At 67.8% G+C, this 22188-nt stretch carries 17 protein-coding genes and 1 tRNA gene; 8 read left to right on the forward strand and 10 right to left on the reverse strand.

Annotation, left to right across the window (positions count from 1 at the left end; genetic code table 11):
- Window positions 1-50: 50 nt before the first annotated feature.
- Window positions 51-1166, reverse strand: a complete 1116-nt coding sequence (locus PCQ86_RS14340) for a TRAP transporter substrate-binding protein (protein WP_011806257.1) — start codon at window positions 1164-1166, stop codon at window positions 51-53.
- Window positions 1167-1598: 432 nt separating this feature from the next.
- On the opposite strand from PCQ86_RS14340, the gene PCQ86_RS14345 reads away from it, so the two are divergent.
- The gene (locus PCQ86_RS14345; protein ID WP_270174052.1) at window positions 1599-2651 is read left to right on the forward strand and encodes an Ldh family oxidoreductase; all 1053 of its coding nucleotides are present in this window, start codon (window positions 1599-1601) and stop codon (window positions 2649-2651) included.
- A 94-nt stretch (window positions 2652-2745) separates the two neighbouring features.
- Here PCQ86_RS14345 and PCQ86_RS14350 read toward each other — a convergent pair whose 3' ends face one another.
- Together PCQ86_RS14350 and PCQ86_RS14355 are read right to left on the reverse strand one after the other, a co-directional pair.
- The gene (locus PCQ86_RS14350) at window positions 2746-3963 is read right to left on the reverse strand and encodes a multidrug effflux MFS transporter (protein WP_270174053.1); all 1218 of its coding nucleotides are present in this window, start codon (window positions 3961-3963) and stop codon (window positions 2746-2748) included.
- Between the two features lie 59 nt (window positions 3964-4022).
- Complete coding sequence (locus PCQ86_RS14355) at window positions 4023-5669, reverse strand: acyl-CoA synthetase (protein ID WP_270174054.1); 1647 nt, start codon at window positions 5667-5669, stop codon at window positions 4023-4025.
- Window positions 5670-5749: 80 nt separating this feature from the next.
- Between PCQ86_RS14355 and dnaG the strand changes: the two genes are divergently transcribed.
- The 4 genes from dnaG (at window position 5750) to PCQ86_RS14375 (ending at window position 12190) form a co-directional block, all read left to right on the forward strand.
- Complete coding sequence (dnaG, locus tag PCQ86_RS14360; RefSeq protein ID WP_270174055.1) at window positions 5750-7726, forward strand: DNA primase; 1977 nt, start codon at window positions 5750-5752, stop codon at window positions 7724-7726.
- Window positions 7727-7997: 271 nt separating this feature from the next.
- Window positions 7998-10403 (forward strand): RNA polymerase sigma factor RpoD, encoded by a 2406-nt coding sequence (gene rpoD / locus PCQ86_RS14365; RefSeq protein ID WP_270174056.1) that lies wholly within the window; start codon window positions 7998-8000, stop codon window positions 10401-10403.
- Window positions 10404-10607: 204 nt separating this feature from the next.
- The gene (locus PCQ86_RS14370; RefSeq protein ID WP_270174057.1) at window positions 10608-11567 is read left to right on the forward strand and encodes a ketopantoate reductase family protein; all 960 of its coding nucleotides are present in this window, start codon (window positions 10608-10610) and stop codon (window positions 11565-11567) included.
- A gap of 164 nt (window positions 11568-11731) precedes the next feature.
- Window positions 11732-12190, forward strand: coding sequence for a methyltransferase family protein (locus PCQ86_RS14375; RefSeq protein WP_011806264.1), 459 nt, complete (start codon window positions 11732-11734; stop codon window positions 12188-12190).
- A gap of 44 nt (window positions 12191-12234) precedes the next feature.
- On the opposite strand, the gene PCQ86_RS14380 is transcribed toward PCQ86_RS14375, so the two are convergent.
- The 3 genes from PCQ86_RS14380 to PCQ86_RS14390 all read right to left on the reverse strand — a co-directional run bounded on the left by PCQ86_RS14380 (window position 12235) and on the right by PCQ86_RS14390 (window position 15550).
- On the reverse strand, window positions 12235-13236 hold the full coding sequence (locus tag PCQ86_RS14380) for a Bug family tripartite tricarboxylate transporter substrate binding protein (protein ID WP_270174058.1): 1002 nt from the start codon (window positions 13234-13236) through the stop codon (window positions 12235-12237).
- Between the two features lie 95 nt (window positions 13237-13331).
- Window positions 13332-14540, reverse strand: coding sequence for a CaiB/BaiF CoA transferase family protein (locus tag PCQ86_RS14385; RefSeq protein ID WP_270174059.1), 1209 nt, complete (start codon window positions 14538-14540; stop codon window positions 13332-13334).
- 38 nt (window positions 14541-14578) lie between these two features.
- On the reverse strand, window positions 14579-15550 hold the full coding sequence (locus tag PCQ86_RS14390) for a hydroxymethylglutaryl-CoA lyase (RefSeq protein ID WP_270174060.1): 972 nt from the start codon (window positions 15548-15550) through the stop codon (window positions 14579-14581).
- Window positions 15551-15661: 111 nt separating this feature from the next.
- Between PCQ86_RS14390 and PCQ86_RS14395 the strand changes: the two genes are divergently transcribed.
- The 3 genes from PCQ86_RS14395 (at window position 15662) to PCQ86_RS14405 (ending at window position 17532) form a co-directional block, all read left to right on the forward strand.
- Window positions 15662-16564, forward strand: coding sequence for a LysR family transcriptional regulator (locus tag PCQ86_RS14395; RefSeq protein ID WP_011806268.1), 903 nt, complete (start codon window positions 15662-15664; stop codon window positions 16562-16564).
- A 174-nt stretch (window positions 16565-16738) separates the two neighbouring features.
- Window positions 16739-17044 (forward strand): winged helix-turn-helix transcriptional regulator, encoded by a 306-nt coding sequence (locus PCQ86_RS14400; RefSeq protein ID WP_011806269.1) that lies wholly within the window; start codon window positions 16739-16741, stop codon window positions 17042-17044.
- 128 nt (window positions 17045-17172) lie between these two features.
- Window positions 17173-17532, forward strand: coding sequence for an FKBP-type peptidyl-prolyl cis-trans isomerase (locus PCQ86_RS14405; protein WP_011806270.1), 360 nt, complete (start codon window positions 17173-17175; stop codon window positions 17530-17532).
- A gap of 95 nt (window positions 17533-17627) precedes the next feature.
- Here PCQ86_RS14405 and rimO read toward each other — a convergent pair whose 3' ends face one another.
- The 4 genes from rimO to PCQ86_RS14425 all read right to left on the reverse strand — a co-directional run bounded on the left by rimO (window position 17628) and on the right by PCQ86_RS14425 (window position 22166).
- Entirely contained in the window at window positions 17628-19019 is a 1392-nt protein-coding gene (rimO, locus tag PCQ86_RS14410; RefSeq protein WP_015913872.1) for a 30S ribosomal protein S12 methylthiotransferase RimO, read from the reverse strand.
- Between the two features lie 27 nt (window positions 19020-19046).
- On the reverse strand, window positions 19047-19616 hold the full coding sequence (gene phaR, locus PCQ86_RS14415; protein ID WP_011806272.1) for a polyhydroxyalkanoate synthesis repressor PhaR: 570 nt from the start codon (window positions 19614-19616) through the stop codon (window positions 19047-19049).
- A gap of 199 nt (window positions 19617-19815) precedes the next feature.
- Window positions 19816-19892: transfer RNA gene (locus PCQ86_RS14420), tRNA-Val, on the reverse strand.
- Between the two features lie 60 nt (window positions 19893-19952).
- Entirely contained in the window at window positions 19953-22166 is a 2214-nt protein-coding gene (locus tag PCQ86_RS14425) for a RelA/SpoT family protein (RefSeq protein ID WP_270175451.1), read from the reverse strand.
- Between the last annotated feature and the right edge of the window lie 22 nt (window positions 22167-22188).

Consider the following 22188-nt stretch of genomic DNA (forward strand, 5'->3'; position numbering starts at 1 on the left):
CCCCGGCCCTCGTCAGAATGAAAGGCAGGCCCGCCGGGCCTGCCGCGGCATCAGCTCTTGCGCTGCGCGAAGTAGTGGTTCCAGGCCATCTTGAAGTCGACGTCGGTGTCGTTCTTCCAGCGGCCGCTCCTCTGCGCAAAGGTGCGCATGGAGTCCATCACCTTCTTGAACATGGCGTTCTCTTCGGCTTTCTTGGCCGTGACCTTGTCCCAGGCGGCCAACTGCGCGCGCAGGATGGCGTCCGGCGTCTTGTAGAACTTCACCCCCTGCTTGGATTGCATCTCGGCGTAGTCCTTGGCGTAGCGGTCGGCGGCCTTCCAGCTCATGTCGGCGCTGGCGGCCTGCACGGCGTAGTCGATGACCGCCTTCAGCTCCGACGACAGCGCGTCGTACTTGCTCTTGTTGAACAGCACTTCGAACTGCTCGCTGGACTGGTGGAAGCTGTGCAGCATGCAGTTCTTGGCCACGTCGGGAAAGCCCAGCACGCGGTCGCTGGAGGCGTTGTTGAACTCGGCTGCATCCAGCAGGCCGCGGTCCAGCGCGGGCACGATCTCGCCGCCGGGCAGCGGGTTCACGGCCACGCCCATCTCGGTGAACACGTCCACCGCCAGCCCCACGGTGCGGAACTTCAGGCCCTTGAGGTCTTCCACGCGTGCCACCGGCTTCTTGAACCAGCCCAGCGGCTGCGTGGGCATGGGGCCGTAGAGCTTGGAGACCACGTCCAGGTTCAGGCTCTTGTAGATCTCGTCGAGCAGCTCCTTACCGCCGCCGTAGTAATGCCACGCGAGCACGCCGTTGGCATCCAGGCCAAAGGCCGGGCCCGAGCCCCACAGCGCCACGGCTTGGTTCTTGCCGTACCAGTAGGCCACCACGCCGTGGCCACCGTCCAGCGTGCCCTTGGCCACGGCATCCAGCAACTGGAAGGCCGGCACCACGGCACCCGCGGGCAACACCTCGATCTTCAGGCGGCTGCCCGCCATGTCGTTGATCTTCTTGGCCAGGTCTCCCGCGAACTCGTGAAAGATATCCTTGGCGGGCCAGGTGCTCTGGAATCGGAACACCGTGGTCTGGGCCGTGCTGATCATGGGCACGGACATGGCTCCCGCGGCAACCGCAGCACCCTTGAGTAGGTTTCGGCGGCCTGGGGTCTTGGTCTGCTCTGTCATCTACTTCACTCCTTGATTGGGATGCCTGGACAATCCAGACCCGCATCTTTGGCGGGTTGCAAACGCACGCCAAAGAGGGTTTACGCGAAGCATCGCGCACCCCACCACGGCGTTCCGCCGCTTTTTGCGCAGTGCACACCTGCGCAGCTCCAGCGCACCGCACCTGTGCAATGCCGTGCATATCTGGCGCAGGACGCTACGAATTGCGAAGCATGGTGGTGGGGTATGGCCCTGCAATTACTGCGGCGCAGCACGCAGGACCCACTCGGCATTTAGCGGCATGCGCACCACACGCGCCCCAGCGGGGCGGATCATGCGAAGATTGAAGCAAAAACACCGTTAACCCCATAGTGGGAGAGCGCGAGAAGCTATGCTTTTGGAAGCAAAGCGCCCCTGCACACCACTTACGCGCCCCACACAGGAGACCTCTGCATGCCCCTTTCTCACACCGCCAGCGGCGACGTCCAGCACGTGCCTTTCGATGACCTGCGCGGCACGCTCGCGCGCATCTTCGAGCGGCACGGCACCAGCGCCGAAGTGGCCACCGTGCTGGCTCACAACTGCGCCAGCGCCGAACGCGACGGCGCGCACAGCCATGGCGTGTTCCGCATCCCTGGCTACCTGTCGACATTGGCCAGCGGCTGGGTGGACGGCCGCGCCGTGCCGCGTATGGAGGATGTGGCGCCCGGTTACCTGGCGGTGGATGCCGGCAATGGCTTTGCCCAACCCGCCTACCGGGCCGCCTATTCGGCGCTGGTGGCCAAGGCGCGCGCGAACGGCGTGGCGCTGCTGGCAATCCGCAACTCGCACCACTTTGCGGCGCTGTGGCCCGACGTGGAGCCGCTGGCTGACGACGGGTTGGTGGCGCTGGCACTCGTCAACAGCATGGCCTGCGTGGTGCCCAGCGGCGGCACCACGGCGCTCTTCGGCACCAACCCCATCGCCTTCGCCGCGCCCCGCGCGGGCCATGAGCCGCTGGTGTTCGACCTGGCCACCAGCGCCATCGCCCACGGCGACGTGCAGATCGCCGCGCGCGAGGGCCGCCTGCTGCCCGACGGCCACGGCGTGGACCGCCACGGCCAGCCCACGAACGACCCGCGCGCCATCCTGGACGGCGGCGCGCTGCTGCCCTTCGGCGGCGTGCACAGCGGCTACAAGGGCTCGGCCCTGTCGATGATGGTGGAGCTGCTCGCGGCCGCGCTCACGGGCGGCAACTTCTCGTTCGAGTTCGATTGGAGCGGCCACCCCGGCGCACAGACGCCCTGGACGGGCGAGCTGATCATCGTCATCGACCCGGCCAAGAGCGTGGGCCGCAGCTTTGCGCAGCGTTGCGAAGACCTGGTGCAGGCCATGGCGGCCGCGGGCCAGACGCGCCAGCCCGGCGGGCGCCGCTACCGCCAGCGCGCACGGTCGCTGAAGGACGGCGTACCGCTGCCTGCCACCACCTGGGCCGAGCTGCAGCGCCTCGCCGACGGGCCGATTTAGAAAATTGAGTCAAATGGGCCTGCAGCGCCCAGTCAACGTGCGCCGACAGCTATCAAAACAATAGCATTCAGGGTTCACTCCGGGAACCGCGCGTCTACTCGCCGCGCGCCCGCTCGCCGCGCGCCCGCTTCTCGCGCCGCAGCGCGAACTGCAGACACCCCTGCCCCACCAGCGCCGCGCCCAGCAGCACGCAGGACGAGGCCAGCGCCGGGTTGGAGCCCCAGCCCACCAGCAGGGTGAACAGCGCGCCCAGCGCCATCTGCGCAAAACCGTACAACCCGGCAGCCGCGCCGACGTGGCGCGCATCCACCGTCAGCACCTTGGACAGCGCCGCCGGGCTGGCCATGCCGGCACCCAGCACGAACAGCAGCATCAGCCCCACGGTGGCTTCCAGCGTCAGGTGGCCCCGCAGCTCCAGCGCCAGAAAGACCAGCGCGCAGGCCACGCTCACCGCGTTGCCCCACACCAGCAGCCGGCCCAGCCGCATGCTCAGTGCCAGGCGCCGCGTGAGCGCATTGCCGATCGCCATGCCCACCATCACCACGCCCAGGGCAATGCCCACGTCGCGCAGCGGGTGCCCCAACTGCTCGGTGATGATGAACGGCGCCGCCGCGATGAAGGCATACACCGCCGTGGTCGCGCAACCACCGCCCACCGCATAGGCCAGGAAGGTGGGCGAGCGCAAGAGCGCGGCGTAGGCGCGTGCCAGCCGGCCCGGGCTCACACGGCCCGTGGGCGTACCCGTTTCGGGCACCTTGCGCCAGGAAAGCAGCAGCGTCGCCACACCGGCCAAGGCCAGTGCCACGAACACCGCCCGCCAGCCGCCCAGCGCCACCAGGCCCGAACCCGCCAGCGGCGCCATGCCGGGGCCGACCATCATCATCAAGTTGAGCAGTGCCAGGGTGCGCACGGCCTCCACCGGGCCATTGGTGTCGCGCACCATGGCGCGCCCCAGCGCCAGCCCGGCGCAGCCGCCCAGCGCCTGGATGAACCGCGCAGCGATCAGGGCCGGTGCGGTCGGCGCCAGCATGGCGGCGATGCTGCCCGCCGCGTACAGCGCCAGCCCGCCCAGCAGCAGGGGACGCCGTCCCAACGCATCGGACAAGGGGCCGTAGACCAGCTGCCCGAGCGCCAGCCCGACGATGTAGATGCTGATCGTGGCTTGCACCGCCGCGGGCCCCACGCCGAGCGCGCGCGCCGCGTCCGGCAACGCGGGCACGAACATGTGCATGGCCAGGGTGCCGCTCAGGGTGATGAGCACCAGCAGCCACAGCGGGGGTGCGCCGGCAGAAGGCGAAGGGGACGCGCGCATCGCGGAAGGTTAGCAGCCAGGCCGTGGCTCTGGCTGCCGCCGCCGGCCCTCGGCGGACGTCAGACGTCGATGGCCGCGGCCGATCCCGCCTGCTTGCGCAGCTCGAACTTCTGGATCTTGCCGGTGCTGGTCTTGGGCAACTCGCCGAACACCACGGCACGCGGCACCTTGAAGCCCGCCAGGTGCTTCTTGCAGTGCGCCACGATGTCCTCGGGCGTGGCCTGCGCGCCCGCCTTCAGCTCCACGAAGGCGCAGGGCGTCTCTCCCCACTTGGGGTCGGGCTTGGCGACCACGGCGGCGGCCAGCACGTCGGGGTGGCGGTAGAGCACGTCCTCCACCTCGATGGAGGAGATGTTCTCGCCGCCCGAGATGATGATGTCCTTGCTGCGGTCCTTGATCTTGATGTAGCCGTCGGGGTACTGCACCGCCAGGTCACCACTGTGGAACCAGCCGCCACGGAAGGCCTCCTCGGTGGCCTTGGGGTTCTTCAGGTAGCCCTTCATGGCAATGTTGCCGCGGAACATGATCTCGCCCATGGTCTCGCCGTCGTGCGGCACGGGCTCCATGGTGTCTGGGTTGAGCACCATGGCCGCGCGTTGCAGGTGGTAGCGCACGCCCTGGCGGGCATTGAGGCGCGCACGCTCGCCGATGTCCAGCGCGTCCCAGGCCGCGTGCTTGGCGCAGACGGTGGCCGGGCCATACACCTCCGTGAGGCCGTACACATGGGTCAGGTCGAACCCCATCTGCTCCATGCCCTCGATCATCGAGGCCGGCGGCGCTGCCCCGGCCACCATGGCCTTCACGCCCGCGGGAACGCCCTCCTTCATCGCCGCAGGCGCGTTGACCAGCAGGCCATGCACGATGGGCGCGCCGCAGTAGTGTGTGACGCCGTGGTTGCGGATGGCGTCGAAGATGGCCTGCGCCTCGACCCGGCGCAGGCACACATTGATGCCCGCGCGCGCCGCCACCGTCCAGGGAAAGCACCAGCCGTTGCAGTGGAACATGGGCAGCGTCCAGAGGTAGACGGCATGCTTGGGCATGTCCCACTCCAGCACGTTGCTGACGGCATTGGTGTGCGCGCCGCGGTGGTGGTAGACCACGCCCTTGGGGTTGCCCGTGGTGCCCGAGGTGTAGTTGAGTGCGATGGCGTCCCACTCGTCGCCGGGCAGTTCCCACGCGAACTGCGCGTCACCCTGCGCCAGGAAGTCCTCGTACGTCAGCGTGCCCAGGCGCTGCGCGGCCGGGCCGTACACGGCGTCTTCCACGTCGATGAGCAGCAGCGGCGCCTGCGACTGGCGCAGCGCCAGCGCCTTGGCCATCACGGGGGCGAATTCGGGGTCCACGATCACCGCCTTGGCCTCGCCGTGGTCCAGCATGAAGGCGATGGTCTCCGGGTCCAGCCGGGTATTCAGCGCATTGAGCACCGCACCCGCCATGGGCACGCCGAAGTGCGCCTCCACCATCGGCGGGGTGTTGGGCAGCATCACGGCCACGGTGTCGTTCTTGCCGATGCCCGCGCGGCGCAGGCTGCTGGCCAGGCGGCGGCAGCGCGCGTAGGTCTGCCCCCAGGTCTGGCGCAGCTCGCCATGCACGATGGCCAGGCGGTCGGGGTAGACCTCGGCCGTGCGTTCGATGAAGGACAGGGGCGACAGCGGCGCATGGTTGGCTTCGGTGCGCGGCAGATTCTGGTCGTACATGCTGGTCACGTGCGGGGCTCCTTTGTTTCTTGTTCAGGCCGGGAATGCAAGACCCGTTCATTAGAGCAAAGCCAGCTGACGGCGGGCTGATGGAAAATACCCCGGTGTCCATCCCCCAGTCGTTCATCCAGGAGTTGCTTGCGCGCGTTGACGTCGTCGATGTGGTCGGCCGCTATGTGCAGCTCAAGAAGAGCGGCGCCAACTTCATGGGCCTGTGCCCCTTCCACGGGGAAAAATCGCCCTCATTCAGCGTCAGCCCGTCCAAGCAGTTCTTCCACTGCTTTGGCTGTGGCAAGAACGGCAATGCGATCGGGTTTCTCATGGACCATGCGGGCATGGGCTTTCGCGAGGCCGTGCAGGACCTGGCCCAGCAGATCGGTATGCAGGTGCCCGACGACGAGAACACCTCGCCCCAGGACCGCGAACGCGCCGCCGCCCAGCGCCAGAAGCAGGCCACGCTGACCGACGTGCTGGAGAAGGCCGGCGACGCCTGGCGACGCCACCTGCGCGAGTCGCCGCGCGCCGTCCAGTATTTCAAGGGCCGGGGCGTGTCAGGCCAGGTGGCCAAGCGCTACGGCCTGGGCTACGCGCCGGAGGGCTGGCGGGGCCTGGCCAGCGTGTTCCCCGAGTACGACAGCCCGCTGCTGGAGGAAAGCGGCCTGGTGATCGTGAACGAGGAAGACGGCAAGCGCTACGACCGCTTCCGCGACCGCGTGATGTTCCCCATCCGCAACGTCAAGGGCGAGTGCATCGGCTTTGGCGGGCGCGTGCTGGGCGACGACAAGCCCAAGTACCTCAACTCCCCCGAAACCCCGGTGTTCCACAAGGGCCGCGAGCTCTACGGGCTGTACGAGGCGCGCAACGCCATCCGCGAACACGGCTACGCCCTGGTCACCGAAGGCTACATGGACGTGGTGGCGCTGGCGCAACTGGGCTTTCCCAATGCCGTGGCCACGCTGGGCACGGCATGTACGCCCGAGCATGTGCACAAGCTGTTTCGCTTCACCGACACGGTGGTGTTCAGCTTCGACGGCGACGCCGCCGGGCGGCGCGCGGCGCGCAAGGCGCTGGACGGCGCCCTGCCTTACGCCAGCGACACGCGCAGCGTGAAGTTCCTCTTCCTGCCGGCCGAGCACGACCCCGACAGCTTCGTGCGCGCCTATGGACCGGAGGCGTTCGCGCGCCATGTGGGCGACGCCGTGCCGCTGTCGCGCTTCCTGCTGGAGGCTGCGCGCGAGGGCTGCGACCTGGGAACGGCCGAGGGCCGCGCCCACATGCTGAGCAACGCGCGCCCGCTGTGGGCAGCGCTACCCGACGGCGCGCTCAAGCGCCAGTTGCTGACCGAGCTGGGTGAACTGGGCCAGTTGCCCGCGCCGGATCTGGCCCAGCTCTGGGCGCAGGACAGCCCGCGCCCCGGCTCCGCCGCGCACCCGCCCGCGCACGACGGCGCCCCCTTCGGCGACGAGCCGCCCTGGGGGCAGGAACCGCCGGGCATGGAATACGGCAGCCCCGCCGGTGGCGAGCCCGCACGCCGCTGGCGCAAGGGCGGCGAATGGAAGGGCGGGCGCTGGCGCCGCGAAGAGCAGCGCCCCCCACAGCCGCCGCTGCCGCGCCGCCCCCTCACGGGGCGCGCCGACCATGCCGCGCGCCTGCTGCTGTCGCACATGGAATTCCTCGAAGAGCTGTCGCACGAAGATCACACCCTGCTGTGCGACCAGCCCGCGCCGCACGGCGCGCTGTTCGTCTGGCTGGAAGGGCAATTGCACGAGCACGGCCCCCAGTCCTGGGCGGTGCTGCGCGAGGCCTTGGCAGGCCATGACTGCCAGGCCCTGGCCGAGCGGGTGATGACCGGCTCCCACGCCCAGACCGAGGGGGACGAGACCGAGTTGCGCGCCGAACTGCGTGGACTGCTCAACCGCATGCTCATCGAAGCCATCAAGCTGCAGCAGAACGCCCTGATCGCCGCGGCCTCGCAGGACCCGGCGGCCATCGAGCGCTACCGGCAATTGCAGGAGCGCCGCCGCGCGCTGGAAGAGGGGCTTACAAAAATGACCTCGGGGGCTTGACAAAGCCCCTTGAATTTTGCTGCGCCGGTATAATGTACGGTTTGTCGGCAAGAGCGACAGCAGCACCTCCGGACCAGGCGACCGTGACAAACGCGCACAACCGCCCTCCCCCACCGCAAGGACTGCACACCAAATGTTCGCCCAGACATCTTGCCCCTGAGGGTTTTCCCCTCAAACCGCGAAGGCCCTTGCCGTCGCCGTGCCTGCCCGCGCCGGGTTCCTTGGCGCTTGTGTTTTCTTTGTGTGTCCGTTTTTGACCTTGAGGTTGTCCATGCCCGTTCAAAAGTCCGCGAAGTCGCCCAAGTCTGCCTCTGGCACCCCCGCGAAGGCCGCTTCCAAAGCCGCAACCACTGTGAAAGCCGCCGCCAAGGCGCCCGCGAAAGCCGCCCCTGTCAAGGCCGCTGCCGCCGCGCCCAAGGCTGCGCCGAAAGTCAAGACTGTGTCCACGCCGAAAACTGCTGCCGAGCTGAAAAAAGCCGCTGATGAACTATTGAAGAAGAAGCCCGCGCGCGCCAAGGCGGCTGCTGCCGAGCCCGAAGTTGCCGAAGAGGCGCCCAAGAAGAAGCCCGGCCGCCCTGCCAAGGCCGCCGGCACCACCGCTGCCGCCAAGGCCCCTGCCAAGCGCGGCCGCAAGCCCAAGGCCAAGGAAGAAGGCCTGGAGGACGACGCCGACCTGTCCGACATCGAGTCCGACCTCGAAGGCGAGCCCGAAGCCGAGGTGGTTGAGGCCGCCGAAGCCGCCCCGGTCGAGAAGGCCAAGCCCCTGCGCATGAAGATCAGCAAGGCCAAGGAACGCGCCTTGATGAAGGAGTTCGGCCTGGACGAGACCGTGCTGTCCGAAGAGGACATGGCCAAGCGGCGCTCGCAGCTCAAGAAGCTGATCACGCTGGGCAAGACGCGCGGCTACCTCACGCAGGTGGAAATCTCCGACCACCTGCCCGACAAGCTGGTGGACGCCGAAACCATGGAAGTCGTGGTCGCCATGCTGGGCGACATGGGCGTGGCCGTGTACGAGCAAACGCCCGACGCGGAAACCCTGTTCCAGAACAACGTGACCCCCACGGCCACCACCGTGGAGGAGGCCGAGGAAGAAGCCGAGGCCGCCCTGTCCACCGTGGACTCGGAATTCGGCCGCACCACCGACCCCGTGCGCATGTACATGCGCGAGATGGGTACGGTGGAACTGCTCACGCGCGAAGGCGAGATCGAGATCGCCAAGCGCATCGAGGGCGGCCTGATGGACATGATGGAGGCCATCAGCGCCTCGCCTGCCACCATCGCCGAGATCCTCAACATGGGTGAGGAAATCCGCGAGGGCAAGGTCGTCATCTCCACCGTGGTGGACGGCTTCTCCAATCCCAACGAGGCCGACGACTACGTGGCCGAGGAAGACTTCGACGAGTTCGACGAGGAAGACGATGACGACGGCAAGGGCGGCTCCAAGGCGCTGACCAAGAAGCTGGAAGAGCTCAAGAACGAGGCCCTGCGCCGCTTCGACACGCTGCGCGCGCTGTTCGAGAAGATGCACAAGATCTACGACAAGGACGGCTATGGCGGTCCCGCGTACATGAAGGTGCAGCACGAGATCTCGGCAGAGCTGATGACCATCCGTTTCACGGCCAAGACCATCGAGAAGCTGTGCGACATGGTACGCGCCCAGGTGGACGACGTGCGCAAGAAGGAGCGCGAGCTGCGCCGCATCATCGTGGACAAGTGCGGTATGCCCCAGGAGACCTTCATCAAGGAATTCCCGGCCAACCTGCTGAACCTGCAGTGGGTCGAGAAGCAGGCCGCCGCCGGCAAGCCCTGGAGCGCCGTGATGCAGCGCAACATCCCGCCGATCCAGGAACTGCAGCAAAAGCTGATGGACCTGCAGGCGCGCGTGGTGGTGCCGCTGTCCGAGCTCAAGGAGATCAACAAGCGCATGAACGCGGGTGAAGCCAGCTCGCGCGACGCCAAGAAGGAGATGATCGAGGCCAACCTGCGCCTGGTGATCTCGATCGCCAAGAAGTACACCAACCGCGGCCTGCAGTTCCTGGATCTGATCCAGGAGGGCAACATCGGCCTGATGAAGGCGGTGGACAAGTTCGAATACCGCCGCGGCTACAAGTTCTCGACCTACGCCACGTGGTGGATCCGCCAGGCGATCACACGATCCATCGCGGATCAAGCTCGAACCATCCGCATTCCGGTGCACATGATCGAGACCATCAACAAGATGAACCGCATCAGCCGCCAGCACCTGCAGGAGTTCGGCTTCGAGCCCGATGCGTCCATCCTGGCCGCGAAGATGGAGATCCCCGAGGACAAGATCCGCAAGATCATGAAGATCGCCAAGGAGCCGATCTCGATGGAAACCCCCATCGGCGACGACGACGACAGCCACCTGGGCGACTTCATCGAGGACAGCAACAACACCGCACCCGTGGACGCCGCCATGCAGGCCGGCCTGCGCGACGTGGTGAAGGACATCCTCGACGGCCTGACCCCGCGCGAAGCCAAGGTGCTGCGCATGCGCTTCGGCATCGAAATGTCCACCGACCACACGCTGGAAGAAGTGGGCAAGCAGTTCGACGTGACGCGCGAGCGCATCCGCCAGATCGAGGCCAAGGCGCTGCGCAAGCTCAAGCACCCGAGCCGCTCGGACAAGCTGCGCAGCTTCATCGACTCGCTGTAAGCCACGCATCTTCCGCGCACACCTCGCGCTGCCAACGCCCCCGCCGCTCGGCCGGGGCGTTTTTTATTGCGCGTCAAGGTTTCAAGCCAAATCGGCTTTTCACGCTTATGCAGCAAGCGCCAGTAGCTATACTTTAGATAGCAAAACATGGAACGCCCGATCGGTGGACAATGGCCGTCCCGTCCTTCCTGAAAGCTCCCCGCCATGCCTCTGAACACCCCTTCGCACACCGGCCGCCTGCGCTTCGCCGTGATGGGCGCAGGCGCGGTAGGCTCCTACTTTGGCGCCCTGCTGGCGCGTGCGGGCCACGCGGTCACGCTCATCGGCCGCCCGGACCACGTGCAGGCGATCCAGGCCCACGGCCTGCGACTGCAAACCGCCACGCAGGACACCCATGTGCCACTGGAGGCCAGTACCGATGCCAGCGCCGTGCGTGGCGCCGACGTGGTGCTGCTGTGCGTGAAGTCCACCGACACCGAAGAAGCGGCACGCCAGATGCAGCCCTACCTGGCACCGGGCGCGCTGGTGCTCACGCTGCAAAACGGCGTGGACAACGACGAGCGCGCCCGCGCCGTGCTGGGCGCGGCGCACCCCGTGGCGGCCGCCGTGGTGTATGTGGCCACAGCCATGGCCGGGCCTGGGCACGTGCGTCACTTCGGGCGGGGTGAGCTGGTGATCGGCCCGTCGCCCGCCAGCGCGCGCGTGGCGCGGGAGCTGTGCGACGCGGGCATCCCCGCCGAGGTGTCGGACAACGTGCGCAGCGCCCTGTGGGCCAAGCTGGTCATCAACTGCGCCTACAACGCGCTGTCGGCCATCGTGCAGCAGCCCTACGGCTGGGTGGTGCAGCAGGACGGCGCGACCGATGTGATCGCCGACGTCGTGGCCGAATGCCTGGCCGTGGCGCAGGCGGACGGGGTGCACCTTCCCGCAGACATCCACGCGGCCGTGCGCAGCATCGCGCAGAGCATGGCGGGCCAACGGTCCTCCACCGCGCAGGACCTGGCACGGGGCCGCCCCACCGAGATCGGCCACCTGAATGGCTACGTGGTGCAGCGCGGCGCCGCGCTGGGTGTCGCCACGCCGGTCAACCGCGCGCTGCTGGTGCTGGTACGCATGGCCGAGGCCAGTGGCGTGCATGGCCCCCAGGACCATCAAAAAACATAGCTGCCAGCGCTTGATAGGCAAGCGCTAGAGGCCAAAAACACCCTGAATCGCCACAACGCAGACGCGCCGCACCGCGGGCTGGGCGCCGCCTCGGGACCGGCCTACACTCGCTGCGCGTGCACCCTTCCCCTTTTCCGCCGCCGGGCGTCCGGCGGCCCACACCCATGCACTGGCTTGAACACAAGATCCCTCCGCCGCTCGTCGCCGCCCTTGCCGGCGTGGCGATGTGGTTCACCGCGCAGGCCAGCGGCGGCGTGACGGACAGCGCGCCGCGCACCGCGGCGGCCGTCCTGCTCGCGCTGGTGGGCCTGGCGTTCGACGTGGCCGGCCTGCACGCGTTTCGGCGCGCGCGCACCACCGTCAACCCGCTGCGGCCGGGCGGTGCTTCGGCGCTGGTGGTGGGCGGCGTGTACCGCGTCACGCGCAACCCGATGTACGTGGGCCTCGCCCTCCTGCTGCTCGCATGGACGGTGTACCTGGGTGCGCCGCTGGCGCTGCTGGGCGTGGCGGCGTTCGTGGCCTACATCACACGCTTTCAGATCATTCCGGAAGAGCGGGTGCTGGCGCAGAAGTTCGGGCCGGAGTTTGGCGCCTATCGATCCAGGGTGCGCAGGTGGCTGTAGCGCTTATCCAGCAAGCGCTGACAGCTCCTTGAACGATAGCGAAGTTAGTCCATCTTCACGCTGGCGCTCTTCACCACCTGCCCCATGCGCGCCAGTTCGCTGCGAAAGAACGCGGCCGAAACATCGGGCGGCGTGAGCTTGATCTCATAACCCTGCGCCACCAGCGCGTCGCGCGCCTCGGGCATGGCCAGCGCGGCCTTGAAGCCGTGGAACAGCCGCGCCACGTCCGCCGGGGGCACGCCGGCAGGCGCCACGGCGGCGATCCAGCCCTCCAGTTCATAGCGCGGCAGGCCCTGTTCGGCGAGGGTGGGCACGCCGGGCAGCGAGGGGACGCGGGCGGCCGTGGTCACGCCCAGCGCGCGCAGGCTGCCGGACTTGATGTGCGCGGCCGCCGGCGCCACGGCCACCACGCCCAGCTGCACCTGCCCGCCCAGGATGTCACTCATCAGCGGACCCATGCCGCGGTAGGGGATGTGCTTGATGTCCAGCTGCGCCTGGTCCACGAACATGGCCGCGCCCAGGTGCAGGATGGTGCCGTTGCCCGACGAGCCGTAGTTGAGCACCCCGGGCTTGGCCTTGGCGAGCGCGATGAGTTCGCGCGCGTTCCGGGCCTGCACCGAGGGATGGGCGACGAGCACGAAGGGCGTGGCGCCGATCACGGTGATGGGCGTGATGTCCTCGATGGCATCGAACGGCGCCGATGGGTACACATGCGGGTTCACCACGTGGTTGTTGGACACCACGCCGATCACCGAGCCGTCCTTGGGCGCGCGCACGAGCTGCGTGGTGCCCGTGATGCCGCCCGCGCCGGGCAGGTTCTCGATCACCACCGGCTGGCCCAGCGCCTTGGACAGGCTGGCCTGAATGGCGCGGATGGCACCGTCCGCGCCCGAGCCGGCCGACAGCGGAAGGATCACGCGCAGCGGCCGGTCGGCCGCACCGGGGCCCTGCGCATGCGCCAGCGCGGGCGCACAGAGGGCAGCACTCCAGGCCAGCGCCTGGCGGCGCGTGAGGCGGCGGGGTGCGGGGAGTGCATCGAGGGGCATGGGTGTCTCCGGTGGTTTTTATAGGGGTCTCAGAAAGCGCGGACTCAGGGATTGGCGGGCCACGCATGCACAAGGTCGTGGCCCGGTTGCTCCCCTCAGGCCACGGCTGCGCACGCGCGCAGCGCGGCCACCTGGTCGGCCGTGTAGCCCAGGCCTGCCAGCAGATCCTGCGTGTGCTGGCCGAGCCGCGGCGGGTCCAGGCGCACGCCCATGCGCTGGCCGTCCAGGCGCAGCGGCATGAGCGTGGTGCGCGCGGTGCCGCCCGCGCGCTCCCCGTCGGGCAGGGTGATCTCGGCCAGGCCGCCCGTGGCGTTGAGGTGCGGGTCGTCAAACAATTGCTCGGGCCGCAGGATGGGTGCGAACGGCAGGCCATGGCGCTCGAAGACCGCCGCCAGTGCATCGGCCGTGTGCGCTGCCAGGCGCTGGCGCAGCTCGGGCAGCAGCGTGGGCCGCGCGCGCACGCGGTCGTTGTTGGTGGCATAGCGCGGGTCGGCCTTGAGGTCGGCATAGCCCATGGCGTCGCAGAAGGTCTGCCACTGCGCGTCGCTCACCGCGGCCAGGAAGATCTGGCCGCCGTCCTTGACGCTGAACACGTCGTACACCGCCCAGGACGAGATGCGGTCGGGCATGGGCGCGGCGGGCTGGCCGGTGACGGCGTACTGCATCATGTGCTGGCCGACCAGGAACACGTTGTTCTCGAACAGCGCCGAATCCACTTCCTGGCCGCGACCGGTCTGCTGGCGCTGCATGAGCGCCGCCATGGCGCCGATGGCGCCGAACATGCCGCCCATGATGTCGTTCACGCTGCTGCCGGCGCGCAGCGGGTCGCCCGGGCGGCCGGTCATGTAGGCCAGCCCCCCCATCATCTGCACCACCTCGTCCAGCGCCGTGCGGTGCTCGTAAGGGCCGGGCAGGAAACCCGTGTGGTTCACATACACCAGGCGCTCGTTCAGGCGCGACAGGGCCGCGTAGTCCAGGCCGTACTTGGCCATCACGCCGGGCTTGAAGTTCTGCGCCACCACGTCGGCCGACGAGGCCAGGCGGATGGCCACCTCCAGCCCCGCGGGACTGCGCAGGTCGATGGCGATGCTCTTCTTGTTGCGGTTGAACATGGGAAAGAAGCCCGCACCCGCGCCCAGCAGGTGGCGTGTGCGGTCGCCATCCACGGGCTCGACCTTGATGACCTCGGCGCCCAGGTCGGCCAGCACCATGCCGCAGGTGGGGCCCATGACCATGTGGGTGAACTCCACCACGCGCAGGCCCTCCAGGGGCAGCCGGGACGAAGAGGAAGCGTTGGAATTCATGGTGTCCCAAAGAAGAAGCTAAAAACAGGCGCGCCCGCTCAGGCAGGCTGCGCCAGGGTGGAAACAGAAGCGCCCGTGTGGCGCGGCAGACCGGCCTGCCACAGCGTGCCATGCAGCGTCTCGCCCGCGAGCCAGCCCTGCACGCGCTGGCGCAGCGCGAGCAGCGCGGCCACGTCGAGTCCCGTGGACAGCCCCATGCGCTCCAGCATGAAGGCCAGGTCTTCGGTGGTCACGTTGCCGCTGGCGCCGGGCGCATGCGGGCAGCCGCCAATGCCGGCCAGGCAGGCGTCGAAGCGGGTGATGCCCGCCTGCCAGGCGGCGTAGCAGTTGGCCAGCCCCATGCCGCGCGTGTCGTGGAAATGCGCGGCGGCCAGGCGGTCGCCCACCAGCGTGCGCGCTTTCTCGAATAGGCGCTGCACGCCGGCCGGATCGGCATAGCCCACGGTGTCGGCCAGGCTCACGCGGTCGGCGCCCGCATCCAGCAGCGCCTGCAGCAGGCGCAGCACCTCGTCCTCGGCCACGTCGCCCTGGAGCGTGCAGCCGAAGGCCGTGCCCACGCCGCCCTCGATGCGCGACGCGCTGCCCGCCGCATCGCGGGTGGCGCGGATGCGGGCCACCTCCGCCACCACCTCGTCGGGCGTCTTGCGCAGGTTGGCCAGGCTGTGCGCATGGCTGGCCGACAGCGGCACGATCATCCAGTGCGCACCCGCGTCGATGGCGCGCTCGGCCCCCTTGAGGTTGGGCACCAGCACCGAGGCCACCAACCCCGGCAGCGTGAGCGCATGCGCGAGCACCTCGGCGGTGTCGGCCAGTTGCGGCAGCAGGCGCGCGGGCACGAAGGAGCCGACCTCGATCTCGCGCTGGCCTGCGGCGTAGGCGGCGTCCAGCCACGCGATCTTGTGTGCTGTCGGCAGCGTGGTGGCGATGCTCTGCAGGCCATCGCGCAGGCCCACCTCGCGCACGGTGGCGTGGCCGGGACACGGGTCGCAGAGGGTGGGTAGCGAAGCCATGGAATTGCCTGGAGGGTTGATGTGCATTAGTGCCGTTGTGGATTTTAAAAATTCCAGCACACTACGAAACCTCAATTTAGGAACCCAAAGCGTTCCCAAGCGGAAATTCTCATGCGTCTGCCCGACCTGCTCTCGCTCAAGCTGTTCGTCGCCGTGTGCGAGCACCGCAACATTGCGCGTGCCGCGCAGCAGGAGGCCATCGTGGGCTCGGCCGTCAGCAAACGGCTGGCGCAACTGGAAGACACCGTGGGCGCGCGCCTGCTGGTGCGCCGCCGGCATGGCGTGGCGCCCACCCCGGCGGGTGAGGCGCTGCTGGAGCATGCGCGCGAGATGCTGGCCAGCGTGGGGCGCATCGAGCGGGACATGGCCGCGTTCAACACCGGCATCCGCGGACAGGTGCGCATGCTGGTCACCGCCTCGGTCATGGCCGAGTCGCTGGCCGACGACGTAGCAGCGTTCCTGCAGGACCCCGCGCACCGCGACATCCAGGTGAGCATGGAGGAGCGCGTGAGCCCCGAGGTGGTGCGCGGCATCCGCGAGGGCAGCGCCACCGTGGGCATCTGCTGGGACGCGGCGGACCTGCAGGGGCTGCAGACCCGCAGCTACCGCCACGACCATCTGGCCATCGTCGCCCACCCCGATCACCCCGTGGCCCAGTCGGCGCGCGTGCGCTTTGCCGACGTGCTGGGGCATGAGTTCGTCAGCATGCCGGCGCTGAGCGCCGTACAGGTGCTGCTGGCGCGCGCCGCGGCCGTGGAGGGCAAGATGCTGGCACACCGCGTGCAGGTGTCCAACTTCGACGCTGCGCTGCGCGTGGTGCGCGCCAACCTGGCCATCAGCGTGATCCCACGCGAAGTGGCCGAGCCGTTTGCCGCCGCAACCGGCGTGCGCGTGATTCCGCTGGCCGACGGCTGGGCACGGCGGCGCTTTGCCATCTGCTTTCGCAGCGAGGATGGCCTGTCACCCGCCGCCCGGCTGCTGGTGGAGCACCTCGTGCGCAGGGCCCCGGAGTGAGCCGCATGGCTACCCCATTTTTCAGGGTTTGCACATGTCAGCCGGACGCAACGAGCTACTAAACTTGTAGCAGGTACATTTCCAGGCTATATTGCTATCGTTTTTTGCAACCACCGCCGCTCCGCCCCTGCGCGGCGCGGCACCCCACCACCCTATGCGCAAGGAGAAGCGTTCATGAGCTCCAAGGAAAACGCCGCCGTCAACCAGCTGTTCGAGAAACTCGAATGCCGTTATGCGCTGCGCGTGCTGTGGGCCCTGCGCGACGGCCATCCGCAGACGTTCCGCCTGCTGCAAGACAGCGTAGGCGGCATCACGCCCAACACGCTCAACACCCGCATCAAGGAACTGCGCGAGTGCGGGCTGCTGGACCACGGCAGCGACGGCTACACCGTCACCCCCGTGGGCCAGGATCTGCTCAAGCGCCTGTCCGATGTGCAGGCTTTTGCCACCCGCTGGTCCGCCGCGCGCGTGAAGAAGTAAAGCGCCCCGCAAGCCCTTAGGCCCCCACCAGCCCGCCGTGTGCGGGTTTTGGTCTTTTTGGCCCCTAGCGCTTATTGGATAAGCGCTAACAGCTATCTTTTTTGAATCAAATCAAGGAACCGTTCACCATGGCATTCACCACCACCGCCTCCGGCCTGCAGTATGAAGACACCGTCGTCGGCACCGGCGCGCAGGCCACGCGCGGCCAGTCGGTGCGCGTGCACTACACCGGCTGGCTCTACAACGACGGCCAGCAAGGCGCCAAGTTCGATTCCAGCCGCGACCGCAACGACCCGTTCGAGTTTCCCCTGGGCGCGGGCATGGTCATCAAGGGCTGGGACGAGGGCGTGCAAGGCATGCAGATCGGCGGCCAGCGCACACTGATCATCCCGGCAGCCCTGGGCTACGGCGCACGCGGCGCCGGCGGCGTGATCCCGCCCAACGCCACGCTGAAGTTCGACGTGGAGCTGCTGGCCGTCGGCGTCTGACGGAACTCCGCGCCCCGCTGGCGGGGCGCCCGGAAAAAAAAGGGAACGTGGTTCGCACGTTCCCTTTTTTGTGGGCGCTGTATGGCCGCCGTTGATTACACCGGCACGCCCACCAGGTCATGCCCCTGCGTTCCCACGATGCGCGCCTTCACGAAGTCGCCCACCTTGTAGGTCTTGCTGAATTTCTCGGGCGGCAGCAGGTGCACCACGCCGTCGATCTCGGGCGCATCGGCGTAGCTGCGGCCCACGCCGCCCTTCTTGCCCAGGCCCACGGCCTGGTCCACCAGCACCTGCATGGTCTGGCCCACGCGGCGCTGCAGCTTGGCGGTGGAGACTTCCTCCGCCACCGCCATGAAGCGCGCACGGCGCTCCTCGCGCAGTTCCATGGGCAGCATGCCCGGCAGCTCGTTGGCGGCGGCGCCCTCCACGTCGCTGTAGGCAAAGCAGCCCGCACGGTCGATCTGCGCCTCGCGCACGAAGTCCAGCAGGTGCTGGAACTCTTCTTCCGTCTCGCCGGGGAAGCCCGCGATGAAGGTGCTGCGGATCACGATCTCCGGGCAGGCCTCGCGCCAGCGCAGGATGCGCTCCAGATTCTTCTCGCCGCTGGCGGGGCGCTTCATGCGCTTGAGCACGTCGGGGTGGCTGTGCTGGAAGGGCACATCCAGGTACGGCAGCACCAAGCCCTGCGCCATCAGCGGAATGATGTCGTCCACGCTCGGGTAGGGGTAGACATAGTGCAGGCGCACCCACGCGCCGTAGGTGGCGGCCATCTCGCCCAGCGTCTGCACCAGCTCCAGCGTGCGCGTCTTAACGGGCTTGCCGTCCCAGAAGCCCGTGCGGTACTTCACGTCCACGCCATAGGCCGATGTGTCCTGGCTGATGACCAGCAGTTCCTTCACCCCACCCTCGAACAGCGCCTTGGCTTCCTTGAGCACATCGCCCACCGGGCGGGACACCAGGTCGCCGCGCATCGAGGGGATGATGCAGAAGGTGCAGCGGTGGTTGCAGCCCTCGCTGATCTTCAGGTAGGCATAGTGGCGCGGCGTGAGCTTGATGCCCGCCTCGCCGAAGCTGCCCGGCACCAGGTCAAGGAAGGGGTCGTGCGGCTTGGGGCAGTGGGTATGCACGACCTCCATCACTTCCTGCGCCGCATGCGGCCCGGTCACGGCCAGCACGCTGGGGTGTACCTCTTTCACGAGGTTGCCGCCCGTCTCGCCGGCGCGCGCGCCCAGGCAGCCGGTAACGATCACCTTGCCGTTCTCGGCCAAGGCCTCGCCAATGGTGTCCAGGCTTTCCTTCACGGCTTCATCGATGAAGCCGCAGGTGTTGACGATGACGAGGTCTGCGCCCTCGAAGGTCTTGGAGGTTTCGTAGCCCTCGGCGCTGAGTTGCGTGAGGAGGAGTTCGGAGTCGGTGAGGTTCTTGGGGCAGCCGAGGCTGACGAACCCGATCTTGGGGGTCTTGGCGGGGGAGAGTGCTTGGCTCATCCCCGCATTTTCCCAGTTCTGCCGGGCTCAGCGCTTTTTGAGGCCAAACGCGCCCAGCATCTGCTCGGTCTGCTTCTGCATCTGGTCCTGCATCTGCAGGAACATGTTCTGCGACTGCTCCACGTAGTTGCCCATCAGCCCCTTCATCATGGGCGACTGCAGATTCATGAATTGCGTCCACATCTCGGGCGTGAGGCCTTGCGACTGCTCGGCCAGCTTGGCCTGGATCTCGGTGAACATCTGCACGTTCTTTTCCAGGTACGCACCCATGAAGCCCTGCATGGCGTGGCCGTAGAAGCGGATGATGTTGGCCAGCGCCGCCTCGCTGAACATCGGCGCGCCGCCTGCCTCCTCCTCCAGGATGATCTGCAGCAGGATGCTGCGCGTGAGGTCTTCGCTGGTCTTGGCGTCGCGCACCACGACGGATTCGCCCTGCATCACCAGCTGCTTGACCTCGGCCAGCGTGACATACGTGGAGGTGGACGTGTCGTACAGCCGGCGGTTGGGGTACTTCTTGATCACGCGCTGGGCGGTTTTTGGGTCAGGTGCTGGGTTCTTGTCTGGCACAGGCGGCTCCTCGGGTACATGGCCCGTCATGGCTTGTATTGCAGTGCAGCAGATTCTAGGCAGGCCGCACCCGCGCAGCGCGCAGGAATACCCTGATGGCTTGCACGACCGCCTGCTCCAGGCTGAATGCGGGGGATCCGGAAACAAAAAAGCCGCTCTGTCGAGCGGCGTTTTGTACAGAATTTCTCTCTTTGCATGCTGAAGTCTGGGTGGCTTCAGCAGAGAGAAATGGTAGGCGCGATTGGACTCGAACCAACGACCCCCACCATGTCAAGGTGGTGCTCTAACCAGCTGAGCTACGCGCCTGTGTTTGTTCGAGAAGCGGGAGTATAGCAGCAAAAAATGCCGCCTCGGCCCTGGCGGCCGTCATCGCCGGCGCGCCGACCGCACCCCCTGCACCGCGGCCACGATACCCAGCACCTTGTTGAGCCGCCCCGCATCGGACACTTCCACGGTGAAGGTCATCCATGCCGTTCCCTTGACGGACTGTGTTTGCACGCCGATGACGTTGGTCTTCTCGCGCGCGAACACTTCCGAGATGTCGCGCAGCAGGCCCTGGCGGTCCGAGGCTTCCACCGCCACGTCCACGGGGTAGACGGCGGCTTCTCCAGCGACGCGCTGCGACTTTCCCCACTCCACGTCGATCACGCGCTCCGCATTGCGCGCCGCCATCTCGCGGAAGTTGCTGCAGTCGGCGCGGTGCACGCTCACGCCCTTGCCGCGCGTGACGAAACCGCGGATCTCATCGGGCGGCGCGGGCTTGCAGCACTTGGCCAACTGCGTCATGAGGGAATCCACGCCCACCACCAGCACGCCGCCCTTGGGCGCGCCGTCGGGTGTGCGCGCCTTCTTGAGCAGCACGTCAGGCTCGTCGACCGCCGGCTCGGGTGGCCGCAACAAGGTCTCGATGCTGCGCAGCGAGAATTCGTCCTTGCCCACCACTTCGAACAAGGCCTCGGCCGACTTGAAGCCCAGCTGCACCGCCAGGTCGTCAAGCTTGAGGGCCGTCTTGCCCTCGCGCTGCAGCAGCTTTTCCACCAGCTCGCGGCCGCGCGCCACCGTGGCATGGGTGGCCTGTGCGTTGAACCACGCGCGCACCTTGGCCTTCGCGCGGTTGCTGGTGAGGTAGCCCAGTTCCGGGTTGAGCCAGTCGCGCGAGGGGCGCCCTTCCTTCACGGTGGTGATCTCCACCGTCTGGCCGTTTTGCAGCGGCGTGTTCAGCGGCACCATGTTGCCGTCGACACGCGCGCCCCGGCAGCGGTGGCCGACGCTGGTGTGCACGGCATAGGCGAAGTCCACGGGAGTGGCGCCTTGGGGCAGTTCCACCACGGCCGCGTCCGGGGTCAGCACATAGATGCGGTCTTCGAACAACCCGCTGCGGCTGGCGGAGCCCACCAGGTCGCGCTCCCACGCCAGCAGCTGGCGCAGTACGGCGATCTTGGCGTCGTACTCGCTGCTGGCAGACACGCCGGCGTAGCCCTTGGTGCCCGCCTCCTTGTAGGCCCAGTGCGCGGCCACGCCATGCTCGGCATGGTCGTGCATGGCCTGGGTGCGGATCTGGATCTCGATGGCCTTGCCCGCCTCGTCGCGCACCACGGTGTGCAGCGACTGGTAGCCGTTGGGCTTGGGGCGGGCGATGTAGTCGTCGAACTCCGCCTCGATGGGCTTGAACTGGCTGTGCACCCAGCTCAAAGCGGCATAGCAGTCCTTGACGCTGGGCACCACCACACGCAGCGCACGGATGTCGAACACCTGGTCGAAGTTTAGCGACTTGCCGCGCATCTTCTTGACGATGCTGTAGATGTGCTTGGGCCGGCCCTGCACGCTGGCGCTGATGCTGCGCGCACGCAACTCGGACTCCAGCCGGCTGCGCACCTGCTCCATGTACAGCTCGCGCTCCACGCGCTTCTCGTCGAGCAGGCGGGCCACCTCCTTATAGGTCTCGGGCTCCAGGAAGCGGAAGGCCAGATCTTCCAGCTCCCACTTCATCTGCCAGATGCCCAGGCGGTTGGCCAGCGGCGCGAACACCTGCAGCGCCTCGCGCGCGATGGCCGGCGATACCGGGCGCTTGGCTGCAGCATAAAAGCGCAGCGTCTGCAGGCGGGACGCCAGGCGCAGCATCACCACGCGCAGGTCGCGCGAGAAGGCCAGCAGCATCTTGCGCACGTTCTCGGTCTGCGTGGCCGCATCGTCCATCTGCTGGCCCGTCACCTGCGCCTCGCGCGCCTGCAGTTGCACGCGCATGAGCTTGGTGGTCTCCAGCGCCAGCGCGGCGAAATTGCTACCGAAGGCCTTGGTGATCACTTCCTCGGGCTTGTTCAGGTGCGAGCAGGCATACACCAGATAGACCGCCGCCTGCATGGTTTCCGAGCCGCCCAGGTGCTTGAGGATGGCGGACACCGCATCGGCATGGACGAGGGTGTTCTCTCCGGTTTCCAACGTTTCGCCGATCAAGAGCGGCTCGGCAAAGGCGCGGGCGCGCACCAGGGCGTCGGCATGCTCCGGTCCCGCCTGCGCGGTGGCTGCGATGAGCTGCGGCACCGCCTCGGGTCGGGGCCCGGCGGCCGCGCCCTGCCCCATGGGCAGATGGCCGATGGAACTG

The organism is Diaphorobacter sp. ED-3, from assembly GCF_027625375.1.
Classification (GTDB): domain Bacteria; phylum Pseudomonadota; class Gammaproteobacteria; order Burkholderiales; family Burkholderiaceae_C; genus Diaphorobacter; species Diaphorobacter nitroreducens.

Coding starts and splice junctions, on each gene's coding strand:
- PCQ86_RS14340 (WP_011806257.1), bottom strand. CDS start 1,166: ATGACAGAGCAGACCAAGACCCCAGGCCGCCGAAACCTACTCAAGGGT.
- PCQ86_RS14345 (WP_270174052.1), top strand. CDS start 1,599: ATGCCCCTTTCTCACACCGCCAGCGGCGACGTCCAGCACGTGCCTTTC.
- PCQ86_RS14350 (WP_270174053.1), bottom strand. CDS start 3,963: ATGCGCGCGTCCCCTTCGCCTTCTGCCGGCGCACCCCCGCTGTGGCTG.
- dnaG (WP_270174055.1), top strand. CDS start 5,750: ATGGAAAATACCCCGGTGTCCATCCCCCAGTCGTTCATCCAGGAGTTG.
- rpoD (WP_270174056.1), top strand. CDS start 7,998: ATGCCCGTTCAAAAGTCCGCGAAGTCGCCCAAGTCTGCCTCTGGCACC.
- PCQ86_RS14370 (WP_270174057.1), top strand. CDS start 10,608: ATGCCTCTGAACACCCCTTCGCACACCGGCCGCCTGCGCTTCGCCGTG.
- PCQ86_RS14375 (WP_011806264.1), top strand. CDS start 11,732: ATGCACTGGCTTGAACACAAGATCCCTCCGCCGCTCGTCGCCGCCCTT.
- PCQ86_RS14380 (WP_270174058.1), bottom strand. CDS start 13,236: ATGCCCCTCGATGCACTCCCCGCACCCCGCCGCCTCACGCGCCGCCAG.
- PCQ86_RS14385 (WP_270174059.1), bottom strand. CDS start 14,540: ATGAATTCCAACGCTTCCTCTTCGTCCCGGCTGCCCCTGGAGGGCCTG.
- PCQ86_RS14390 (WP_270174060.1), bottom strand. CDS start 15,550: ATGGCTTCGCTACCCACCCTCTGCGACCCGTGTCCCGGCCACGCCACC.
- PCQ86_RS14395 (WP_011806268.1), top strand. CDS start 15,662: ATGCGTCTGCCCGACCTGCTCTCGCTCAAGCTGTTCGTCGCCGTGTGC.
- PCQ86_RS14400 (WP_011806269.1), top strand. CDS start 16,739: ATGAGCTCCAAGGAAAACGCCGCCGTCAACCAGCTGTTCGAGAAACTC.
- PCQ86_RS14405 (WP_011806270.1), top strand. CDS start 17,173: ATGGCATTCACCACCACCGCCTCCGGCCTGCAGTATGAAGACACCGTC.
- rimO (WP_015913872.1), bottom strand. CDS start 19,019: ATGAGCCAAGCACTCTCCCCCGCCAAGACCCCCAAGATCGGGTTCGTC.
- phaR (WP_011806272.1), bottom strand. CDS start 19,616: ATGACGGGCCATGTACCCGAGGAGCCGCCTGTGCCAGACAAGAACCCA.
- PCQ86_RS14425 (WP_270175451.1), bottom strand. CDS start 22,166: ATGGGGCAGGGCGCGGCCGCCGGGCCCCGACCCGAGGCGGTGCCGCAG.